The sequence below is a fragment of the Microbacterium resistens NBRC 103078 genome (assembly GCF_001552355.1).
Lineage (GTDB): Bacteria > Actinomycetota > Actinomycetes > Actinomycetales > Microbacteriaceae > Microbacterium > Microbacterium resistens.
The window spans coordinates 1-16,327 of record NZ_BCRA01000075.1 but is presented as its reverse complement, the minus strand read 5'-3'; the positions used below and the strand labels follow the sequence as shown (position 1 = coordinate 16,327).

Genomic DNA, 16,327 nt, shown 5'->3' with positions numbered 1-16,327 from the left:
GGCGGCTCGCCCGCCTCACCGGCGCGAGAGCAGCGAGGTGATCCTGAGCCGGTTGCTGTCGACCCAGACGTCCGAGTACTCGACAGGACGGCCGTCGGCGAGATAGGTCACCTGCTGCAGGTACTGCACAGGCCGGTCCTTCGGGATGTCCAGAGCCGCGCTGACGGTGTCGTCCGCGGCCTCGGCGGAGAAGGTCCGACGCGCCGAGCCGATCTTGAGGCCGTAGCGGCCTTCCAGCGTGCCGAACAGCGACTGCGTCGTGAAATCGACCGTCTCGATGCCCGGGGCGAGATCCGTGCGGACGTAGTTGACGATCAGGGCGACCGGTCCCGCGTCGGTCGAGCGCACCCGGACGAGGCGGAGGGGCAGGCTCTCCCTGGGCAGGTCGAGCAGGGCGGCGACCTGTTGCGGCGCAGCTGTCGGTGCGCACTCCCGCACCGACGTCCGCGTCGCGATCCCCAGACCGTTCAGGTCCTCGCTGAGGGTGCTCAGCCGCTGGGCGATGGCCGGCTCGATCGTCGGCGCGGTCACGAAGGTGCCGCGTCCTCGCACCTGGCGCAGAAGGCCCTCGTCGATGAGCGTCGAGAGCGCCCGGCGCAGCGTGCCGCGGCTCACGCCCAGTTCGTCCGCCAGCTCCGGCTCCGGCTTGAGCCGGTAGTTGGCCGGCCACTCGCCCGCGGTGATGCGGCTGCGCATCCGATCAGAGATCTGCCGGTGCAGCGCGATCGGCAGATCCCGCTGCGGGGCGGCGTTCTCGGGGGCGGAGGGCGTGTGCATCGAGGTCTCTCCGGTGTGTGGTGCGCCGACATGTCGGCGGGGGTCATCAGCACCATATCCCGTCGCCGCGTCGGGGATTGACAGGCGGGGCGAGCGTCTCTATGTTCTTATATGTTCATAGACAAGAACCCAGTGAAGGCGAGACCAATGAAGGTCACGGTCGCAGGCGGCTACGGAGTCGGCCTCGTCATGCGTGTGCATCGTGCACCGGAGGCGGGCGAGTCCCTGAGTGACGGGGTGCTGTCGCGGGGACACGGCGGGAAGGGATCGAACCAGGCGGTCGCCGCCCGCCGCCTCGGCGCGGGCGTGGCACTCCTCACCGCCGTCGGCGACGATGCCGCCGGGGCGGACGCTCAGCGCCTGTGGGCGCAGGAGGGGATCGACGCGACCGGCGTGCGGGTCGTGCCGGATGCCTCGACCATGACCGGATTCATCGTGGTCGATGCCACGGGGGAGAACCGGATCATCATCGCCCCCGGCGCGCTGGAGACGCTCACACCCGAGGACGCCGAGGCCCAGCGCGCGACGATCGCCGGCTCCGACGCCCTCATCGTGTCGCTCGAGGTGCCGGCCGCCTTCGCGGGTGCGGCGCTGCGTATCGCCCGGGAGGAAGGCGTGCTGACCGTGTTCAACCCGGCGCCCGCCAAGGACGTGCCCGCCGACCTCTGGGCCGCCGCGGACATCGTGACTCCGAACCTGACGGAAGCCCGGGCCCTGCTGGGCATCGGAGACGAGGCGGCCCCGTCGCACGAGCTCGCATCCCAGCTGCGGGCGCGGCTGGGAGCCGACGTCGTCCTGACTCTCGGCGGCGAGGGCAGCGTCGTCGCGGATGCGAGCGGGATCCGCCCCGTCGCCGCCGTCGCGCCCGACCGGGTCGTGGACACGACGGGCGCGGGCGACGCCTTCACCGCCGCGCTGACCGTCGGCCGACTCGCGACCGGGTCGCTCGCCGCGGCGGCGGCGTTCGCCGCCCACGCCGGCGCGCACACGGTGGCACGTCCCGACGTGATCCCGGCGCTTCCTCGACGGGACGAGCTGCCCGCCTTCTGACCGGTGTCGTCCTGACAGGCAGACGCCGGCCCACGATCCACCTCCGGCCTCGACACGTCGAGGTCACACCTCCGACGGAGGGCGACGACCGTCGCCCGGATGGGAAGACACATGACCACGACCGACTACCGCGCCCTCGCTCCCGCCGAGCTCGCGCCCTTCATCCAGCACACGAAGATCGGCGTCGGGATCACCCGTGACGAGATCGTGGCGCACGCCGAGGAAGCCGCCCGCTTCGGGTTCGGCGCCGCGATGGTGCCCGGGTCCTGGGTCCGCACGGTCGCCGACGTCCTTCGCGGCACGGGCGTCCCGGTCGCGTCGGCGCTCGACTTTCCGACCGTGGGAGTGATGAGCAGCGCAGGCAAGGCGGCGGAGGCCGCCGAGCTCGCGCGTCTCGGCGCCCAGCAGCTCGACATCGGGGTGCAGATCGGCTGGCTGAAGTCGGGCGAGTTCGATCGGTTCCGCGACGACATCGCGGGCGTCGTCCGTGCCTCGGGCGTTCCGGTCAAGGTCATGCTCGAGCTGCCGCTGCTCACCGATGCGGAGAAGGAGGCCGCCGTGGCGCTCAGCATCGAGGCGGGAGCCGCCTACCTCAAGAACGCCAGCAGCGGTCAGATCGAGACGGCGAGCCCCGAGAACGTCCGGTACCTCGTGCAGAGGGCGCCGGAGGGCGTGCGCGTCAAGGCGTCCGGGGCCATCACCGGGTTCGCGCAGACGATCGAGCTCCTGGAGGCCGGCGCCGCCTGCGTCGGGACCAGCGCAGGGATCGAGATCGTCACCAACACCGCCGACCGCGACACCACAAGCTACTGACCGTCCGCCGGTCGCTTCGTTCAGAGAGGAACACCTGCCCATGACCCGCATGATCATCGACACCGACACCGCACAGGACGACTGCATCGCCCTGCTCGTCGGTCTGCTAGACCCCGGAGCGACGCTGGAGGCCATCACCATGGTCGCCGGCAACGTCGGCTTCGAGCGTCAGGTGCAGAACGCCTATCTGACCCTCAACGCCGCGGGGCGCCTCGGCGACGTGCCGATCCATCTCGGCTGCACCCGTCCCATGGTGCGCGAGTGGGTCTCGGCCGAGGACGTCCACGGCGATGGCGCGGGCGGGCTCACGATGGACACGACCGGATGCGCTCCGGAGGCCGAGCACGCCGTCGACGCGCTCATCCGGCTCACCGCGGAGAGCCCCGGAGAGATCGACATCGTGGCGATCGGACCGCTCACGAACATCGCGATGGCGCAGGTGAAGGATCCCTCGTTCGCGTCGAACGTGCGCTCGCTCACGATCATGGGCGGCTCGAACAACGGCCGAGGCAACATCACGGCGGCCGCGGAGTTCAACTTCTACGTGGACCCGGAGGCCGCCCGGACCGTGTTCGAGGCGGGGTTCCGGATCACCGTCGTCCCGTGGGCGCCGCTGACCTTGAACGACGCGGTCTTCGGCCGCGAGCGCTTGGCGGAGATCGCCCGGATCGGGACGCCGCTGGCCCAGTTCTTCGAGCGCGTGTGCGCGGCGACCCTGGCGTTCGACGAGGCCGTCGGGATCCCGGGGACCACGCATCCGGACTCGCTCTCGGCCAGCGTGCTCCTTCATCCGGAGCTGATCACGCGCCAGGCGGAGTACCACGTCGCGGTGGAGACCGGGTCGGAGCTCACCCGCGGATACTCCGCGATGTCGTGGGGCGTACACGGTCTGACGCCGAACGCGACGGTCGTCGAGGCGGTGGACGCCGAGGCGTTCTTCGCCTACATCGTCCGGATCCTGTCGACCCCGACGACGCCGGATCGTCCCTTCGGCGGCACCGCGTGACCGTGGCCGAGCTGCGGACCATGCGCGGCGGCGCGGTCCGTCCGCCCCTGGTCCTCGCCGCGCTCCTGGTGGCGGTGGCGAGCTTCCAGATGAACGCGACCATGCTGGCGCCGGCGGTCACCTCGATGACCACCGAACTGGGCACCGATGCGCCCACGATCGGGATCTCGGCCTCGGTGTTCACCTTCGTGGCGGCGCTCGCCGGACTGTTCTGGCCGCCCCTGAGCGACGGGATCGGCCGGCGCAGGGCACTGCTCGTCTCGCTGTCGGTGATGTCCCTCGGCAGCCTGATCGCGATGCTCGCGGTGGACGTGCCGATGCTGATGGTCGGACGCGCGCTCCAGGGAGCCTGCGGTGCGACGTTCTCCCTCGCCTTCCTGCTCCTGCGGGAGATGCTGGATGCGCGGAGGTTCGGACGCTATCTCGGCATCGTCACCGCGGTCAACGCCGGCGTGGGCGGCGTGGACACCCTGCTCGGCGGCGTCATCGCGGACGCGATCGGGTTCCGGGGGATCTTCGGGCTCACTCTGGTCCTCGAGATCCTGGCGGTCGCGCTCATCGCCGCGTGGGCGCCGGAGGTGCGTCCCGCCGGGAAGACGCGGATGGACTGGGGCGGCATCGGTGCGCTCACCCTGGCGCTGCTGGGGATCAACTTCGCACTCTCCAGCGCATTCTCGCCCGGTGGCTGGGGCGCCGTCGCGACGTGGGCGTGGTTCGGGGTCGCGGCGATCGCCCTGGTCGCGTTCCGCTTCATCGAGGATCGGGCGGCCCAGCCGCTGCTTCCGGTGCGCGACTTCGCGGACCGTGCCGTCTGGGGCACGCTGCTGACCACGTTCTTCACGCTCGCGTCGAGCTTCGCCCTGCTGATCTTCCTCGTGCCGACCCTCAGTCAGGATGCGACCGCCGGGTTCGGCCTGAACGGCACCGTGTCCGCACTGATGTTCCTCGTCCCGTACTCCCTCCTGGGCTGGGCCACCGCGCCGCTGGTCGGCACCTTCGCGCCGAGGATCGGCTATCGGCTCCTGCTGCGGTGCGGGCTCGGCGGGAGCCTGCTCCTCGCCACCGGCATGGTCCTCGGCCACCAGAATCCGTGGACGCTCGCGATCCTCGTGTTCTTCATGGGGGCGACGTACTCGGCGTGCGCGGCGACGACGCTGAACGGACTGGGCATCATCTACGCGCCGAAGGCGCACCCGGGGATCCTCCCGGGGTTGACGTCGACCATGTTCAACTTCGGCGCGTCGGTCGGGATCGGCATGCTGGCCGCGACCGTCTCCGCGAGCCCGGGGCCGGACGGATACCGGCAGGCGTTCATCGTGGCCGCCGTGCTGGCGGGGCTGGCACTGCTGGTCTCCTTCGCGCTCCCTGCCCGTGAGCGAGAGGGCGAGCGCGTCTGAGCGGTCGCGTTCCCGGGCGCCCGGACGCATCCGCGACCGGGCGCCCTGTGATGCTCGTCGCGGGGCCGCACCGATGTCGGGGGCGGGTGGCAGGATGTCGGCATGCCCGAGTCGCCGGAGGTACAGGCGCTCGCCGAGTTCCTCGGCGAGCGGATGACGGGTCGCGCGTTCACGGCGGTCGACGTCATCGAGCCGCGGATCGTGAAGATGCGGCAGCGCCCGCCCGCGGAGGTGCAGGGCGCGCCGGTCGCCTCCGTGACGCGCCGCGGCAAGCATCTCGGCATCCTGCTCGGCGCCCGCTGGCTGGTCGTGAGCTTCGGCCGCAACGGATGGGTGCGGTGGCATCCGCCGGGAGCCGCGGACGCCGGTGACGACCCGTCCGCTCCGGCGGTCCCCGTGGTGGCGACGTTCGTCCTCGACGACGGTGCCCGCGTCGACCTGGTCGAGACCGGCGATTTCCTCGCCGTCGGGATCTGGGTCGTCGACGCGCTCGAGGAGGTTCCGGCGATCGCGACGCTCGGCCCGGACCCTCTCGCCGCGGAGTTCACCGCGGACGATCTCGACCGGGCGCTCGGCACGCGCCGCAAACAGGTGAAGGCGCTGCTGCAGGAGCAGCGGTCGCTCGCCGGCATCGGCAACGCCTACTCGGACGAGATCCTGCACCGAGCGCGCATCGCCCCGACCGTCCATGCGGTCGCGCTCGGGGCGGAGGAGCGGGACCGCCTGTTCCGAGCGACGACCACTGTCCTCCGTGACGCGGTCGAGCAGCGCCGCGGACTCGCGCCGACGCAGCTGAAGCCTGCGAAGGTCGCCGCGATGGCCGTCCACGGACGCGGCGGACAGGAGTGTCCGGTGTGCGGTGACACCATCGTCGACCACGTGTTCTCCGGAGCGTCGGCGCAGCTCTGCCCGACCTGCCAGGCGTCGCCCTGACGGGCCGGCCCGGTCGGGCGGGATATTCTGCGGACATGAACGCGCTGGGTCCCCGCAGGCAGTTGCGGCTGCGAGCGGTGATGGGTCTCCTGGCCGGGATCATCGCGGGCACCGCAGCCGGCCTTGCGTTGGGCGTGGCGGCAGGACTCCTCGCCGGTTGGACCGCCCTCGCCCTCGTGGAAGTGGTCTGGGTGGTGCTCGTGGTGTGGCGCATGGATGCGACGCAGACCCGCGCCCACGCCACGATCGAGGACCCCGGCCGGCGTCTGGCGCGGGTGATCGCGCTCGTCGGCAGCCTGGCGAGCATCGCGGCGGTGCTCGTCGTGGTCGTCCAGGCCCGCCACGCCGACGGGTGGACGGCGTTCGCGCTGGCGGGCATCTGCGTGCTCAGCGTGGCCGCCTCGTGGTCTCTCATCCAGGTGGACTACATGCTCCGGTACGCACGGATGTACTACGCCGAGCCCGCGGGCGGGATCGTGTTCAACCAGGATGCGGATCCCGAGTACACCGACTTCGCGTACTTCTCCGTGGGCCTCGGCATGACCTATCAGGTCGCCGACACGAACGTGACCACCAATCCGATCCGGCGCCTCGTCATCGCCCAGACGATGCTGGCGTATCTGTTCGGCGCGCTCATCCTCGGGACGATCATCAACCTGATCACGGGCCTCGGCTGACCGGACGCACGAGACCCCGCGTCCGACAGGAACGCGGGGTCTCGGCGAGACAGTCGTCAGGCGGTCTGAGGGAGAACGGCGAAGGACACCGCCCCCTCGTCGTCGACCCCCGCGTCCAGCACCTTGTCGTCGAGGGCGATGGCGGCCCCCTCCTCGAGGTAGACGCGGGCGCCGGGCACCTGGATGACCTGGTCCTGGGGCTCCGGGGTGGGGACGACCACGACGGCGAGACGGGACTCGCCCGCAGGGCCGGTCGTCTCGGCGGTGTGGATGCGCAGGCCGGCGTCATCGGCGTCGCTCTGGCGGTTGACCAGGGTGGCGACGATGGCGGAGGCGTTGTCGGTCAGGGTGAGCACGATGGGCTCTCCTTCCGGTTGCGGACATGCCGCGGTCGCGGCATGTCCGTGCCACGATTCCCCATCCGACGCGGGGTCTCAATCCGAGGCGGGGGATTCGGAGGGTCTTCCCACCTGCGGGCTCTCCCGCGCGGCATCCCGGTAGCGGTGCCGGACGCCGAAGGGAAGCACCGCCCAGAGGACGACGACGACGAGCGAGGCGACCACCAGCGCGACGATCCCCGCCGTGCGGCCCAGCGCGACGTCGACGATGAGCGCGGTCACGCCGACGGTGAGCAGCGCCAGGATCACGAGCGCGGCCGTCATGGCGCGGGCGGCGATGCGCACGAGGTCGGGCTTGCGGCGGCGTCCGAAGAGCGCGCGGTGGATCCCGACCGGGGTCAGGGCCACCATGGTCGCTGCCGCGGCCAGGCCCACGAGCACGATGTACGTCGTGAGCTGGAGCGCGTCGAGCTCCTGGAACCGGGGCTGGAAGACCACGGCCAGAAGGAAGCCCGTCAGGATCTGGGTGCCGGTCTGCAGGACCCGGAACTCCTGAAGGAGCTCGATCCAGTTGCGGTCGGCGCGCTCCGTGCGCGTCTCGTCCCGGCCGTCGTGCCAGTAGTCTCCGGGACTCTCATCGGGAAGGGGCTGCGGATCCATCGCCTCAGTCTCTTGAGCCGCACGCCCTCCTGTCCAGGGGTTGCGCGTGTGCGCCGACTCACTCCGCGGCGGCCGAGACGAGGGCACGAGCGATCGCCGGATCGAGCCCGGGAACGTCGTCGACCGGCACGGCCAGCGCGAGCAGCGCGCGGCTGAAGTAGTTGCGTGCCGCCGCAGCGAGGGTGATGTCGACGATCTGGCGGTCGTCGTACCCGACGGCGCGGAGCTCGGCGGCGTCCTGGTCGGTCATCGCCGAGGCGTCGCGCGAGAGCCGCGCCGCGTAGCGCACCACCGCCTGCTCCGCGGGGGAGAAGGCGGTGTCCTCGCCACGGGCGAAGCCGGCGAGTCCGTCCTCGGAGAGGACCTCCGCGCGCAGAGCCTTGCGCCCATGGGCGAGGAGACAATGCGCAGAGCCGATCGCCCGAGCGGCCCCGAGCGTGGCGGCCTCGTACGTCCGCACACCGATGCTCGGGACGATCGCGCGGATCAGGTTCTCGAAGGCCGCGTGCGCTTCCGGGTTGACGGCCATCACACGCGTGTGATGGAAGACGAGGCCGTCGTTCTCCACGTCGTCGGCGTACATCTCCGCGACATGCCCCGTTGCCGTCTCCGTCGGTGGAGTGCTGATGATCATGGATGCCCCCTTGCGTCCGCGCGGGCGTCATCGCGACGAGTCCGCTCGGTCGAACAGTACGCCGGGCGGATGCGGAGCGGTATAGCGATCGTGAACGGCGCCACCGTGTGCGCGCAGGCGTACCATCGAGGGATGACCACCGCAGCCGACCGCGTGCCGCACACCCCCGTCGAGGCGCAGACGCCGCCGGGGGAGACCTCCGCGCCGAGCCTGCTCACGCTGCTCCCCGTCGCGGACGCGACCGACGCCGGTCTCTGCGCGGGCGGGTTCTGCCGGCTGCCCGGTGCGGCGTCGGACTGAACCCGCGCGACGCACGGCGTCGGACTGAACCCGCGCACGGACGACGAGACCCCGCACCCGGTGGGTGCGGGGTCTCGTCGTGGGGCGTCAGTGCGCGATCGGCGCATCCTCGGCGTGGGTGCCCTCGGCGACCGTGTCCGCGGGCTTGCGGATGATGAACGCGCCGACGATCGTGACGGTCGCGATGACGGCGCCGATGATGAACGCCAGCTGGGATCCCGCGGCCACGGCGGCGGGGTTCTCCGTGCCGCCGTGCGCGTTCACGACCAGCGTGAACACGGCGATCATGACCGCGATGCCGGCGGCTCCCGCCACCTGCTGCACCGTGCCGATGACCGCGCTGCCGTAGGAGTAGAACTTCGGCGTGAGCGAGGCCAGCGCGGCGGTGAACAGCGGGGTGAACGACAGCGCGAGCCCCACGGACAGCAGGGTCTGGGCGATGAGGACGAGCCACACGCTCGTCGACGGCGTGAGCGTGGTGAAGTACCACAGCGTCGCGGTCGCGAGGATCGACCCGGGGATCAGCAGCACCTTGGTGCCGCGGGCGTCGTAGATCCGGCCGATGACCGGACCGAGAAGGCCCATCGCCAGCGCGCCGGGAAGCACCACGAGGCCCGCCTGGGTCGTGTCCAGCGACAGCGCCTTCTGCAGGAACAGCGGGATCACCGTGATCGTGCCGAAGAACGCCAGGGACAGCAGGAACATCTGCACCATCGACAGGGTGAAGTCACGGGACGCGAAGACCCGGAGGTCGAGCAGGGCGTCGTCCTTGCGCTGCAGGACGATCTGGCGCCACAGGAACAGGGCCAGGCCGATGACGCCCACGACCAGCGACAGGACCATCGGGAGCGAGGAACCGCCGCCGCCCGCGAGAGCGCCGATCTGGCTCAGACCGAAGACCAGGCCGCCGAACCCGAACGCCGACAGGACGATGGACAGCACGTCGATCGGCGCATCCGTCCGCTCGCCGACGTTCGTCAGCCAGCGCCAGCCGATCGCCATCGCGACGAGCGCGATGGGCAGCACGACGACGAAGATCGACCGCCAGCTGAAGTGGTCCAGCAGGAACCCGCTCATCGTCGGGCCGATCGCGGGGGCCAGCGACATCACGATGCTGACGCGTCCCATCATCCGGCCGCGCGAGGACGGCGGGACGAGGTTCATCATCGTCGTCATCAGCAGGGGCATCATGATCGCCGTCCCCGACGCCTGCACGATGCGGGCGCCGAGCAGCATCGGGAAGCCGACGGCGAGCGCGGCGAGGAGCGTCCCGGCGGAGAACAGCGTCAGCGCGCCGAGGAACATCTGCCGGGTCGTGAACCGGCGAAGGAGGAACCCCGTGGTCGGGATGACGACCGCCATGGTCAGCATGAACGCGCTGGTCACCCACTGGGCGGCCAGCGGCGTGATCTGAAGGTCGTCGATGAGGTGCGGGATCGCCATGTTCATCGTCGTCTCGTTCAGGATCGCGACGAAGGCGGCGGCGAGCAGCACCCAGATGACCGCCATGTCCCGACGGGGGATCAGCGACGGGGTGGAGGAGGTCGGTAGGGAACCGGTTTGGGTTGCGGACATGCGTCTCCTCCGGAAGAAGTGTGTCAGGGGAAGCGGCGCGATCGCGCGGCGGAAGTACACAGCGTAACCGTCATGTCGGACATTCCATTCCCGTTCCGGGGAAATCGGTTCCCGATCCGCTCTCGGCGGCCGCGCCGCCGTGTCCGCGACCGCGGATACGCTGATCCTCATGAGCATGGGCGGCATGGGCGCAATGGGTCCTCGCGGAGGCTTCCGCGGCGTGGACGAGGCCAGCCAGCGCCGCCTCAACGCACAGGCGCCGGTGGTCCCGGGGCTCGGACGCCGCGTGGCCGGCCTCTTCCGTCCCTACCGCGGACGGCTGCTGCTCACGGGCGTGCTCGTCGTGGTGGGCGCCGCCCTGGCCGTCGTCCCGCCGCTGCTCGTCCAGCGCATCTTCGACGAGGCGCTGTTCCCGCTGGACGGCGGGCCGCCCCGCCTGGAGCTGCTGCTCGTGCTGGTCCTGTCCATGATCGGCCTGTTCCTGCTGTCCGCGGCGTTCAACGTGGTGCAGACCTGGCTGACGGCGACGGTCGGCAACAGCGTCACGGGCGATCTGCGCGTGCGGCTGTTCGAACACCTGCAGGCCATGGAGCTCGGCTTCTTCACCCGCACGAAGACCGGCGTCATCCAATCACGTCTGCAGAACGACGTCGGCGGGGTGTCGGGCGTCCTCACGAACACCGTCACGAGCATCCTCGGCAACACGGTGACGGTCGTGGCGTCCCTGGTGGCGATGCTGCTGATCGATGTCCGACTGACGCTCATCGCCGTCGTGATCATGCCGGTCCTGGTGGTGGTGCAGCGCCGCGTCGGCCAGGTGCGCGCGCGGATCGCGGGAGAGACCCAGGAGTCCCTGTCCGAGCTGACGAGCATCACGCAGGAGACGCTGAGCGTGTCCGGGATCCTGCTGTCGAAGTCGTTCAACCGCCAGCGCACGGAATCGGCGCGCTATCAGGACGAGAACCGCAACCAGGTGCGCCTGCAGGTGCGGCGGGCGATGAGCGGCCAGGGTTTCTTCGCGGTGGTCCAGGTGCTGATGTCCTCCGTCCCGGCGATCATCTACCTCGTCGCGGGGTATCTCGTCGCGGGGGGCACGGGAGCGATCACCGCCGGGACGATCGTGGCGTTCACGACGGTCCAGGCGCGCCTGCTCATGCCGCTGATCGGCCTCATGCGGGTCGCGCTGGACGTGCAGACGTCCTCGGCGCTGTTCGCCCGCATCTTCGAGTACCTCGATCTCGTGCCCCGGATCACGGACGCGCCGAACGCGCTGCCGGTCGCCTCGGCGCCCGGTCCGCGCGGTCGGATCGAGTTCCGGGACGTGGTGTTCCGATACCCGGACGCGGGCCCCGACGCGCCTCCCACTCTCGACCGCGTCTCCTTCACGGTCGAACCCGGACGGCACGTCGCCTTCGTCGGTCCGTCCGGGGCGGGGAAGACCACCGTCCTGTACCTGGCACCGCGGCTCTACGAGGCCGACAGCGGCGCGGTGATGTTCGCGGGCGCCGATGTCCGCGAGCTGTCGCAGGAGTCCATCATCGACGAGATCGGGATCGTGTCGCAGGACACCTATCTGTTCCATGCCTCGATCCGGGAGAACCTCCGCTACGCGAAACCGGACGCCACGGACGACGAACTGGTCGCCGCCTGCACCGCCGCCAACATCCACCACATCATCGCGGGGTTCGAGAAGGGCTACGACACGGTCGTGGGGGAGCGCGGCTACCGATTGTCGGGTGGGGAGAAGCAGCGCATCGCGATCGCCCGGGTGCTCCTCAAGGACCCGCCCGTGCTGCTGCTGGACGAGGCGACCTCCGCGCTCGACACGGTCTCCGAGCGCGTCGTGCAGGAGGCCTTGGACGAGGCGGCCAAGGGGCGCACCACGCTGACGATCGCGCACCGCCTGTCGACGGTCATGGGCGCGGATGAGATCCACGTGATCGAGGCGGGGCGGATCGTGGAGTCGGGCACGCACGCCGAACTGCTGGCGGCGGGCGGTCTGTACGCCGATCTGGCCGCCCAGCAGGTGGCGGCGGCACGGGTCGACGGCGACACGCGGGCCTGACCCCGGGCGCACGGCGCGCGCGACGTCTGCGCACCGACTCAGTGCACGGACAGCCCGCCGTCGATGAACAGGGACTGGCCCGTGACATAGGCCGAACCAGGCCCGGCGAGGAAGACCGCGGCCGCGGCGAAGTCCTCGGGGAGGCCGTTGCGGCCGACCATCGTCCGCGCCGCGAGCGCCTGGACCTGGACCGGATCCTCCTGGAGGCGCGCGTTCAGCGGCGTCAGGACGAAGCCGGGCACGAGGGCGTTGCTCGTGACGCCGCGCGCGCTCCAGGCCTCGGCCTCCGATCGCATGAGGGACTGCACGGCCCCTTTGGAGACGCCGTAGACGCCGCTCTCGACGAACGCGCGGTGTGCCTGCTGGGAGCTGATGTGGATGATCCGCCCGTAGCCGCGTGCGGCCATGCCGGTGCCGAAGCGCTGCCCGAGGAGGAACGGCGCGAGGGCGTTGACGGTCATGGTCGCGTCCCAGTCCGCCACGCTGATCTCCGCGTACGGCGGGCGGATGTTGATCCCGGCGGAGTGGACGAGGATGTCCGGCTCCCCGAAGGGCTCCGCCGCGTTCTCGGCGGCGTCGCGGATCCTCTCCCGGCTGCTCAGGTCCCCGACCACCCCGGCGGCGACGCCTCCGGCGGCGGTGAGCTCCCGCACCGTGTCCGCCACGCGATCCCCGCCCCGGGCGAGCACGACCACGCGCGCGCCGGCACCGGCGAGCGCCGTCGCGATCCCGCGGCCGATCCCGGAGGATCCGCCGGTGACGATCGCGGTGCGTCCGTCGAGCGAGAACAGGGTGGACAGGTAATCGGTCACGGTCTCTCCTTCGTCAACGGCCGGCCCCCTCACCAGGAGAGGGCCTCGGCGAGGGACGGGTCCGGTGCGGCGCCCTCGTACTCCGGGAGCGCGCGCAGACCCTCCAGGAACGCGGAGAGCACGGCGCCGTACAGCGGGTCCGGGTGCGTGGACGCGATCCGCTCCAGCGGGGGGACGTCCATGGCGAGGATCAGGCCCAGCCGGGCTCGGACGGCGTCGCCGGCCCCGGCGTCGCGCAGCACCTCGACGCCGCCGCGCAGCGCCGTCAGGTAGTCGCGGAGCACGTCCACGCGATGCTTCGACTGGGTGAGGGACGATCCGTCCGCGCGGACGCGCCAGTGCACGACGGTGTCGGGGATCACGTCGAACGCCGAGGCCCGCGTGTACATGACCTGGGCGACGATCTGGTCCTCGTAGGCGACGCCCTCGGGGAAGCGCAGGTCGCTCCAGAACTCCGTGCGGCTGACCTTCGACCAGGCGACGATGTTGGCCGACGCGTCGGGGTGCTCGTGGATCGTCGTGCCGCGGCGTCCCGGGTCCGTCGACGACGCGACCCACGGCTGCACGCGACCCGGTCGGTAGTGCCCGGTGTCGTCCATCCGCGAGCGGACGTAGGCGCCGGTGACGAAGTCGCTCCCCGTCTCGTCCAGCGTCCCGACGAGCCGGGCGAGGGCATGCGGCGCGAACTCGTCGTCTCCGTCGAGGAAGCCGAGGTAGGGGGTGTCCACCAGGGCCAGCCCGCTGTTGCGGGCGGCTCCCAGCCCGCGCGGCTCGGCGTGCGAGACGAGCCGGAAGCGCGGGTCCTCCGCCGCGGCGGAGCGGAAGACGTCGCCGGTCGCGTCCTGCGATCCGTCGTCGACGAGGACCGCCCGCCAGCGCCCTTCGCTCTGGGCGCGCAGCGACGCGAGGGCCGCCGGGGCGTAGGCGGCGATGTCGCGGCCGGGCACGATGACGGTCACGAGCGGGGCGTCGGGCACGCACTCATCCTAGGGCCGGACGCGCGCGCAGGACGGGGTCAGAGGGCGGTCACGCGGTCGACCGCCTCGGCGACGAGACCCGCGAGCCGTTCCGGTGCATCCTCCGGCGCGCCCGGCCCGAGTCCCGCGCGTCCGAAGGTGAACCGGACGGCGGTCTGCGCGACGGCCGGGTCGATGCCGAGGGCGAGGAGCACGGGGGAGGGCTCGTCGCTTCCCGCCGCGCAGGCGGAGCCGCTGGAGGACACCACGCCGCGGCGTTCGAGCTCCAGCAGCACGGCCTCGCCGCTGGTCCCCGCGAACGTGAAGCTCACCGTCCCCGGAAGGCGGTGGACCGGGTCTCCGGTGAGGCGCGCGGAGCGCACCGCGGCGAGGACCGCGTCGATGAAGCGCCGGCTCTGCGCGCCCACCCGACGGCAGGCCTGCTCCCGCTCGGCCTCGGCCAGCTCCAGAGCGGTGGCCAGCGCCACGGCCCCGGCGACGTTCTCCGTGCCGGAACGACGCCCGCGCTCCTGCCCGCCGCCGTGAAGGACCGGCTCGATCTGGATCCGGCCCCGCACGGCCACGGCCCCCGTGCCCTTCGGCGCGCCGAGCTTGTGCCCGGCGATCGAGACGGCGTCGGCGCCGAGGCCGCGCAGCGCCAGCCAGCCGGCGGACTGGACGGCGTCGACGTGCAGGGGCACGCCCGCGCCCGATGCGACGGCGGCCAGACCGGGCACGTCCTGCACGGTGCCGACCTCGTTGTTCGCATGCCCGAGGGAGACCAACGCCGTGTCGGGCCGCAGCGCCGCCGCGAGATCCGCGGGCGTGACCATTCCGGTCCCGCTCACCGGCAGCATCGTGGTCTCCACGTCGTGGAACCGCGCCAGGTGATCCGCCGAGGCGAGGATCGATTCGTGCTCGATCGGCGTGGTGACGAGGTGCTTTCGGCCCCGTGCGAGCGCCGCGAGGACGATGCCCTTGACGGCGAGGTTGTTCGCCTCTGTTCCTCCGGACGTGAAGACGACGTCTCCCGGGCGCATGCCGAGCACCGCGGCGACGCGCGCACGGGCGTCGTCGAGGGCGGCGGCGGCCGCCTCGCCGACGGTGTGATGGCTGGACGGGTTGCCGAACGTGTCGCCGAGGAAGGGGGCCATGGCGGCGCGCACCTCCGCGCGGACCGGCGAGGTGGCGGCGTGGTCGAGGTAGAGCATGGCGTCCTCGTCAGTCGATCCGCACGTCCAGACCCAGATCCAGTGCGCGTGCGGAATGGGTGAGCGCCCCGACCGAGACGACATCGACCCCGGTCTCGGCGATCGCCCGCACCGTCTCCCGCGTCACCCCGCCGGAGGCCTCGGTCGTCGCCCGGCCGTCGATCAGCGCCACCGCCGCGCGGAGATCGTCGAGCGTGAAGTTGTCGAGGAGGACCGTGTGCGCGCCGCCGGCCAGGACGTCGGGGATCTGGTCGAGGCGGTCGACCTCCACCACGACATGGGTCGTGTGCGGGAGTCGGGACGCCGCGTCCCGCAGGGCCGCCGCCAGGTCGGCGCCACCACGGCGCAGCACGGCGAGGTGGTTGTCCTTGGCCATGACGACGTCGGAGAGGGAGAAGCGGTGGTTGTGTCCTCCGCCCGAGGAGACGGCGTGCCGTTCGAAGGCACGCAGGCCCGGGGTCGTCTTGCGCGTGTCGGCGATGCGCGCCGCCGTGCCCTCCACAGCGCGTACGTACTGGGAGGTGAGCGTGGCGATGCCGCTCATCCGCTGGACGAAGTTGAGCCCCACGCGCTCCGCGGTGAGGATCGCGCGCGCCGGACCGGTGACGGACGCGAGCACGTCGCCGGGCCCGAACGCGTCGCCGTCGGCGACGTGCAGGTCGACGACCACGGCGGGATCGGTCAGCGTGAACGCCGCGGCGAAGACTTCGCCGCCGCTCAGGATCCCGGCCTCCCGGGCGACGAGGTCGGCGGTGGCGGTCGAGGACTCCGGGATCAGGGCGGCGCTGGTGAGGTCGCCCCACGGGGCGTCCTCCTCCAGGGCGGCGCCGACGACGCGGTTCAGGAGGGCGGGGGTGAGCATCAGACTCCGATCAGGGCGGGTTCGGGTTCGAGGTGATGCGCTCCGACGGAGTCGGGGCGCGAGCGGGCCGCGGTCACCATGGCGAGGGCGACGAGGAGGAGGTTGGCGTCCTCGTGCTCTCGGACCGTGCCGGGGTCCGGGGCGCCACGGCTCCACGCGCGGAGAGTGCGCTCGGCGACGGCGAGCCCCTCGCGGGTGCGCAGGAGGCCGGCGTGCCGCCACATCAGCTCCTGCAGCGCGGCGCGGGTGAACGCGGGCGCG

17 protein-coding genes and 1 pseudogene are annotated in these 16,327 nt (G+C 71.7%); 8 read left to right on the top strand and 10 right to left on the bottom strand.

Going from position 1 to position 16,327, the window contains the following annotated elements; all coding sequences use genetic code 11:
* Positions 1 to 15: 15 nt before the first annotated feature.
* Positions 16 to 777: a GntR family transcriptional regulator gene (locus MR1_RS12975; protein ID WP_067247478.1), complete on the bottom strand. Its 762-nt coding sequence runs from the start codon at positions 775 to 777 to the stop codon at positions 16 to 18.
* A gap of 147 nt (positions 778 to 924) precedes the next feature.
* On the opposite strand from MR1_RS12975, the gene MR1_RS12970 reads away from it, so the two are divergent.
* The 6 genes from MR1_RS12970 (at position 925) to MR1_RS12945 (ending at position 6,653) form a co-directional block, all read left to right on the top strand.
* On the top strand, positions 925 to 1,827 hold the full coding sequence (locus MR1_RS12970; protein WP_067247474.1) for a ribokinase: 903 nt from the start codon (positions 925 to 927) through the stop codon (positions 1,825 to 1,827).
* A 111-nt stretch (positions 1,828 to 1,938) separates the two neighbouring features.
* Complete coding sequence (gene deoC / locus MR1_RS12965) at positions 1,939 to 2,640, top strand: deoxyribose-phosphate aldolase (RefSeq protein WP_067247471.1); 702 nt, start codon at positions 1,939 to 1,941, stop codon at positions 2,638 to 2,640.
* Positions 2,641 to 2,680: 40 nt separating this feature from the next.
* On the top strand, positions 2,681 to 3,646 hold the full coding sequence (locus tag MR1_RS20155) for a nucleoside hydrolase (protein WP_169797691.1): 966 nt from the start codon (positions 2,681 to 2,683) through the stop codon (positions 3,644 to 3,646).
* Positions 3,643 to 5,043 carry an MFS transporter gene (locus tag MR1_RS12955; protein WP_084344635.1) on the top strand — a complete coding sequence of 467 codons (1,401 nt, stop codon included), beginning with the start codon at positions 3,643 to 3,645 and terminating at the stop codon, positions 5,041 to 5,043. The genes MR1_RS20155 and MR1_RS12955 overlap by 4 nt, the downstream gene beginning before the upstream one ends.
* A gap of 102 nt (positions 5,044 to 5,145) precedes the next feature.
* Entirely contained in the window at positions 5,146 to 5,976 is an 831-nt protein-coding gene (locus MR1_RS12950; RefSeq protein ID WP_067247468.1) for an Fpg/Nei family DNA glycosylase, read from the top strand.
* A gap of 35 nt (positions 5,977 to 6,011) precedes the next feature.
* Entirely contained in the window at positions 6,012 to 6,653 is a 642-nt protein-coding gene (locus MR1_RS12945) for a DUF1345 domain-containing protein (protein ID WP_067247463.1), read from the top strand.
* 56 nt (positions 6,654 to 6,709) lie between these two features.
* Here the strand turns inward: MR1_RS12945 and MR1_RS12940 are convergent, their stop codons facing one another.
* The 3 genes from MR1_RS12940 to MR1_RS12930 all read right to left on the bottom strand — a co-directional run bounded on the left by MR1_RS12940 (position 6,710) and on the right by MR1_RS12930 (position 8,285).
* Complete coding sequence (locus tag MR1_RS12940; RefSeq protein WP_067247459.1) at positions 6,710 to 7,009, bottom strand: Fe-S cluster assembly protein HesB; 300 nt, start codon at positions 7,007 to 7,009, stop codon at positions 6,710 to 6,712.
* A gap of 78 nt (positions 7,010 to 7,087) precedes the next feature.
* Positions 7,088 to 7,651, bottom strand: coding sequence for a DUF6328 family protein (locus tag MR1_RS12935; protein WP_067247458.1), 564 nt, complete (start codon positions 7,649 to 7,651; stop codon positions 7,088 to 7,090).
* 58 nt (positions 7,652 to 7,709) lie between these two features.
* Entirely contained in the window at positions 7,710 to 8,285 is a 576-nt protein-coding gene (locus MR1_RS12930) for a carboxymuconolactone decarboxylase family protein (RefSeq protein WP_067247454.1), read from the bottom strand.
* A gap of 132 nt (positions 8,286 to 8,417) precedes the next feature.
* On the opposite strand from MR1_RS12930, the gene MR1_RS12925 reads away from it, so the two are divergent.
* Complete coding sequence (locus tag MR1_RS12925) at positions 8,418 to 8,585, top strand: hypothetical protein (protein WP_157518168.1); 168 nt, start codon at positions 8,418 to 8,420, stop codon at positions 8,583 to 8,585.
* Between the two features lie 87 nt (positions 8,586 to 8,672).
* Here the strand turns inward: MR1_RS12925 and MR1_RS12920 are convergent, their stop codons facing one another.
* Entirely contained in the window at positions 8,673 to 10,160 is a 1,488-nt protein-coding gene (locus MR1_RS12920) for an MDR family MFS transporter (RefSeq protein WP_067247447.1), read from the bottom strand.
* Positions 10,161 to 10,335: 175 nt separating this feature from the next.
* Here MR1_RS12920 and MR1_RS12915 point away from each other — a divergent pair, with 175 nt between their 5' ends.
* Positions 10,336 to 12,225: an ABC transporter ATP-binding protein gene (locus tag MR1_RS12915; RefSeq protein WP_067247528.1), complete on the top strand. Its 1,890-nt coding sequence runs from the start codon at positions 10,336 to 10,338 to the stop codon at positions 12,223 to 12,225.
* Between the two features lie 38 nt (positions 12,226 to 12,263).
* On the opposite strand, the gene MR1_RS12910 is transcribed toward MR1_RS12915, so the two are convergent.
* From MR1_RS12910 to MR1_RS12890, 5 genes and pseudogenes are all read right to left on the bottom strand, one after another.
* Positions 12,264 to 13,037 carry an SDR family NAD(P)-dependent oxidoreductase gene (locus tag MR1_RS12910; protein ID WP_067247444.1) on the bottom strand — a complete coding sequence of 258 codons (774 nt, stop codon included), beginning with the start codon at positions 13,035 to 13,037 and terminating at the stop codon, positions 12,264 to 12,266.
* Between the two features lie 29 nt (positions 13,038 to 13,066).
* On the bottom strand, positions 13,067 to 14,014 hold the full coding sequence (locus tag MR1_RS12905) for a glycosyltransferase family 2 protein (RefSeq protein WP_067247440.1): 948 nt from the start codon (positions 14,012 to 14,014) through the stop codon (positions 13,067 to 13,069).
* A gap of 38 nt (positions 14,015 to 14,052) precedes the next feature.
* Complete coding sequence (locus tag MR1_RS12900) at positions 14,053 to 15,204, bottom strand: cysteine desulfurase family protein (protein WP_067247435.1); 1,152 nt, start codon at positions 15,202 to 15,204, stop codon at positions 14,053 to 14,055.
* A gap of 10 nt (positions 15,205 to 15,214) precedes the next feature.
* Complete coding sequence (nadC, locus tag MR1_RS12895; RefSeq protein ID WP_067247432.1) at positions 15,215 to 16,066, bottom strand: carboxylating nicotinate-nucleotide diphosphorylase; 852 nt, start codon at positions 16,064 to 16,066, stop codon at positions 15,215 to 15,217.
* Positions 16,066 to 16,327 (bottom strand): annotated as a pseudogene (locus tag MR1_RS12890) (L-aspartate oxidase); the annotation flags it as partial. The pseudogene MR1_RS12890 and the gene nadC, both read right to left, overlap by 1 nt.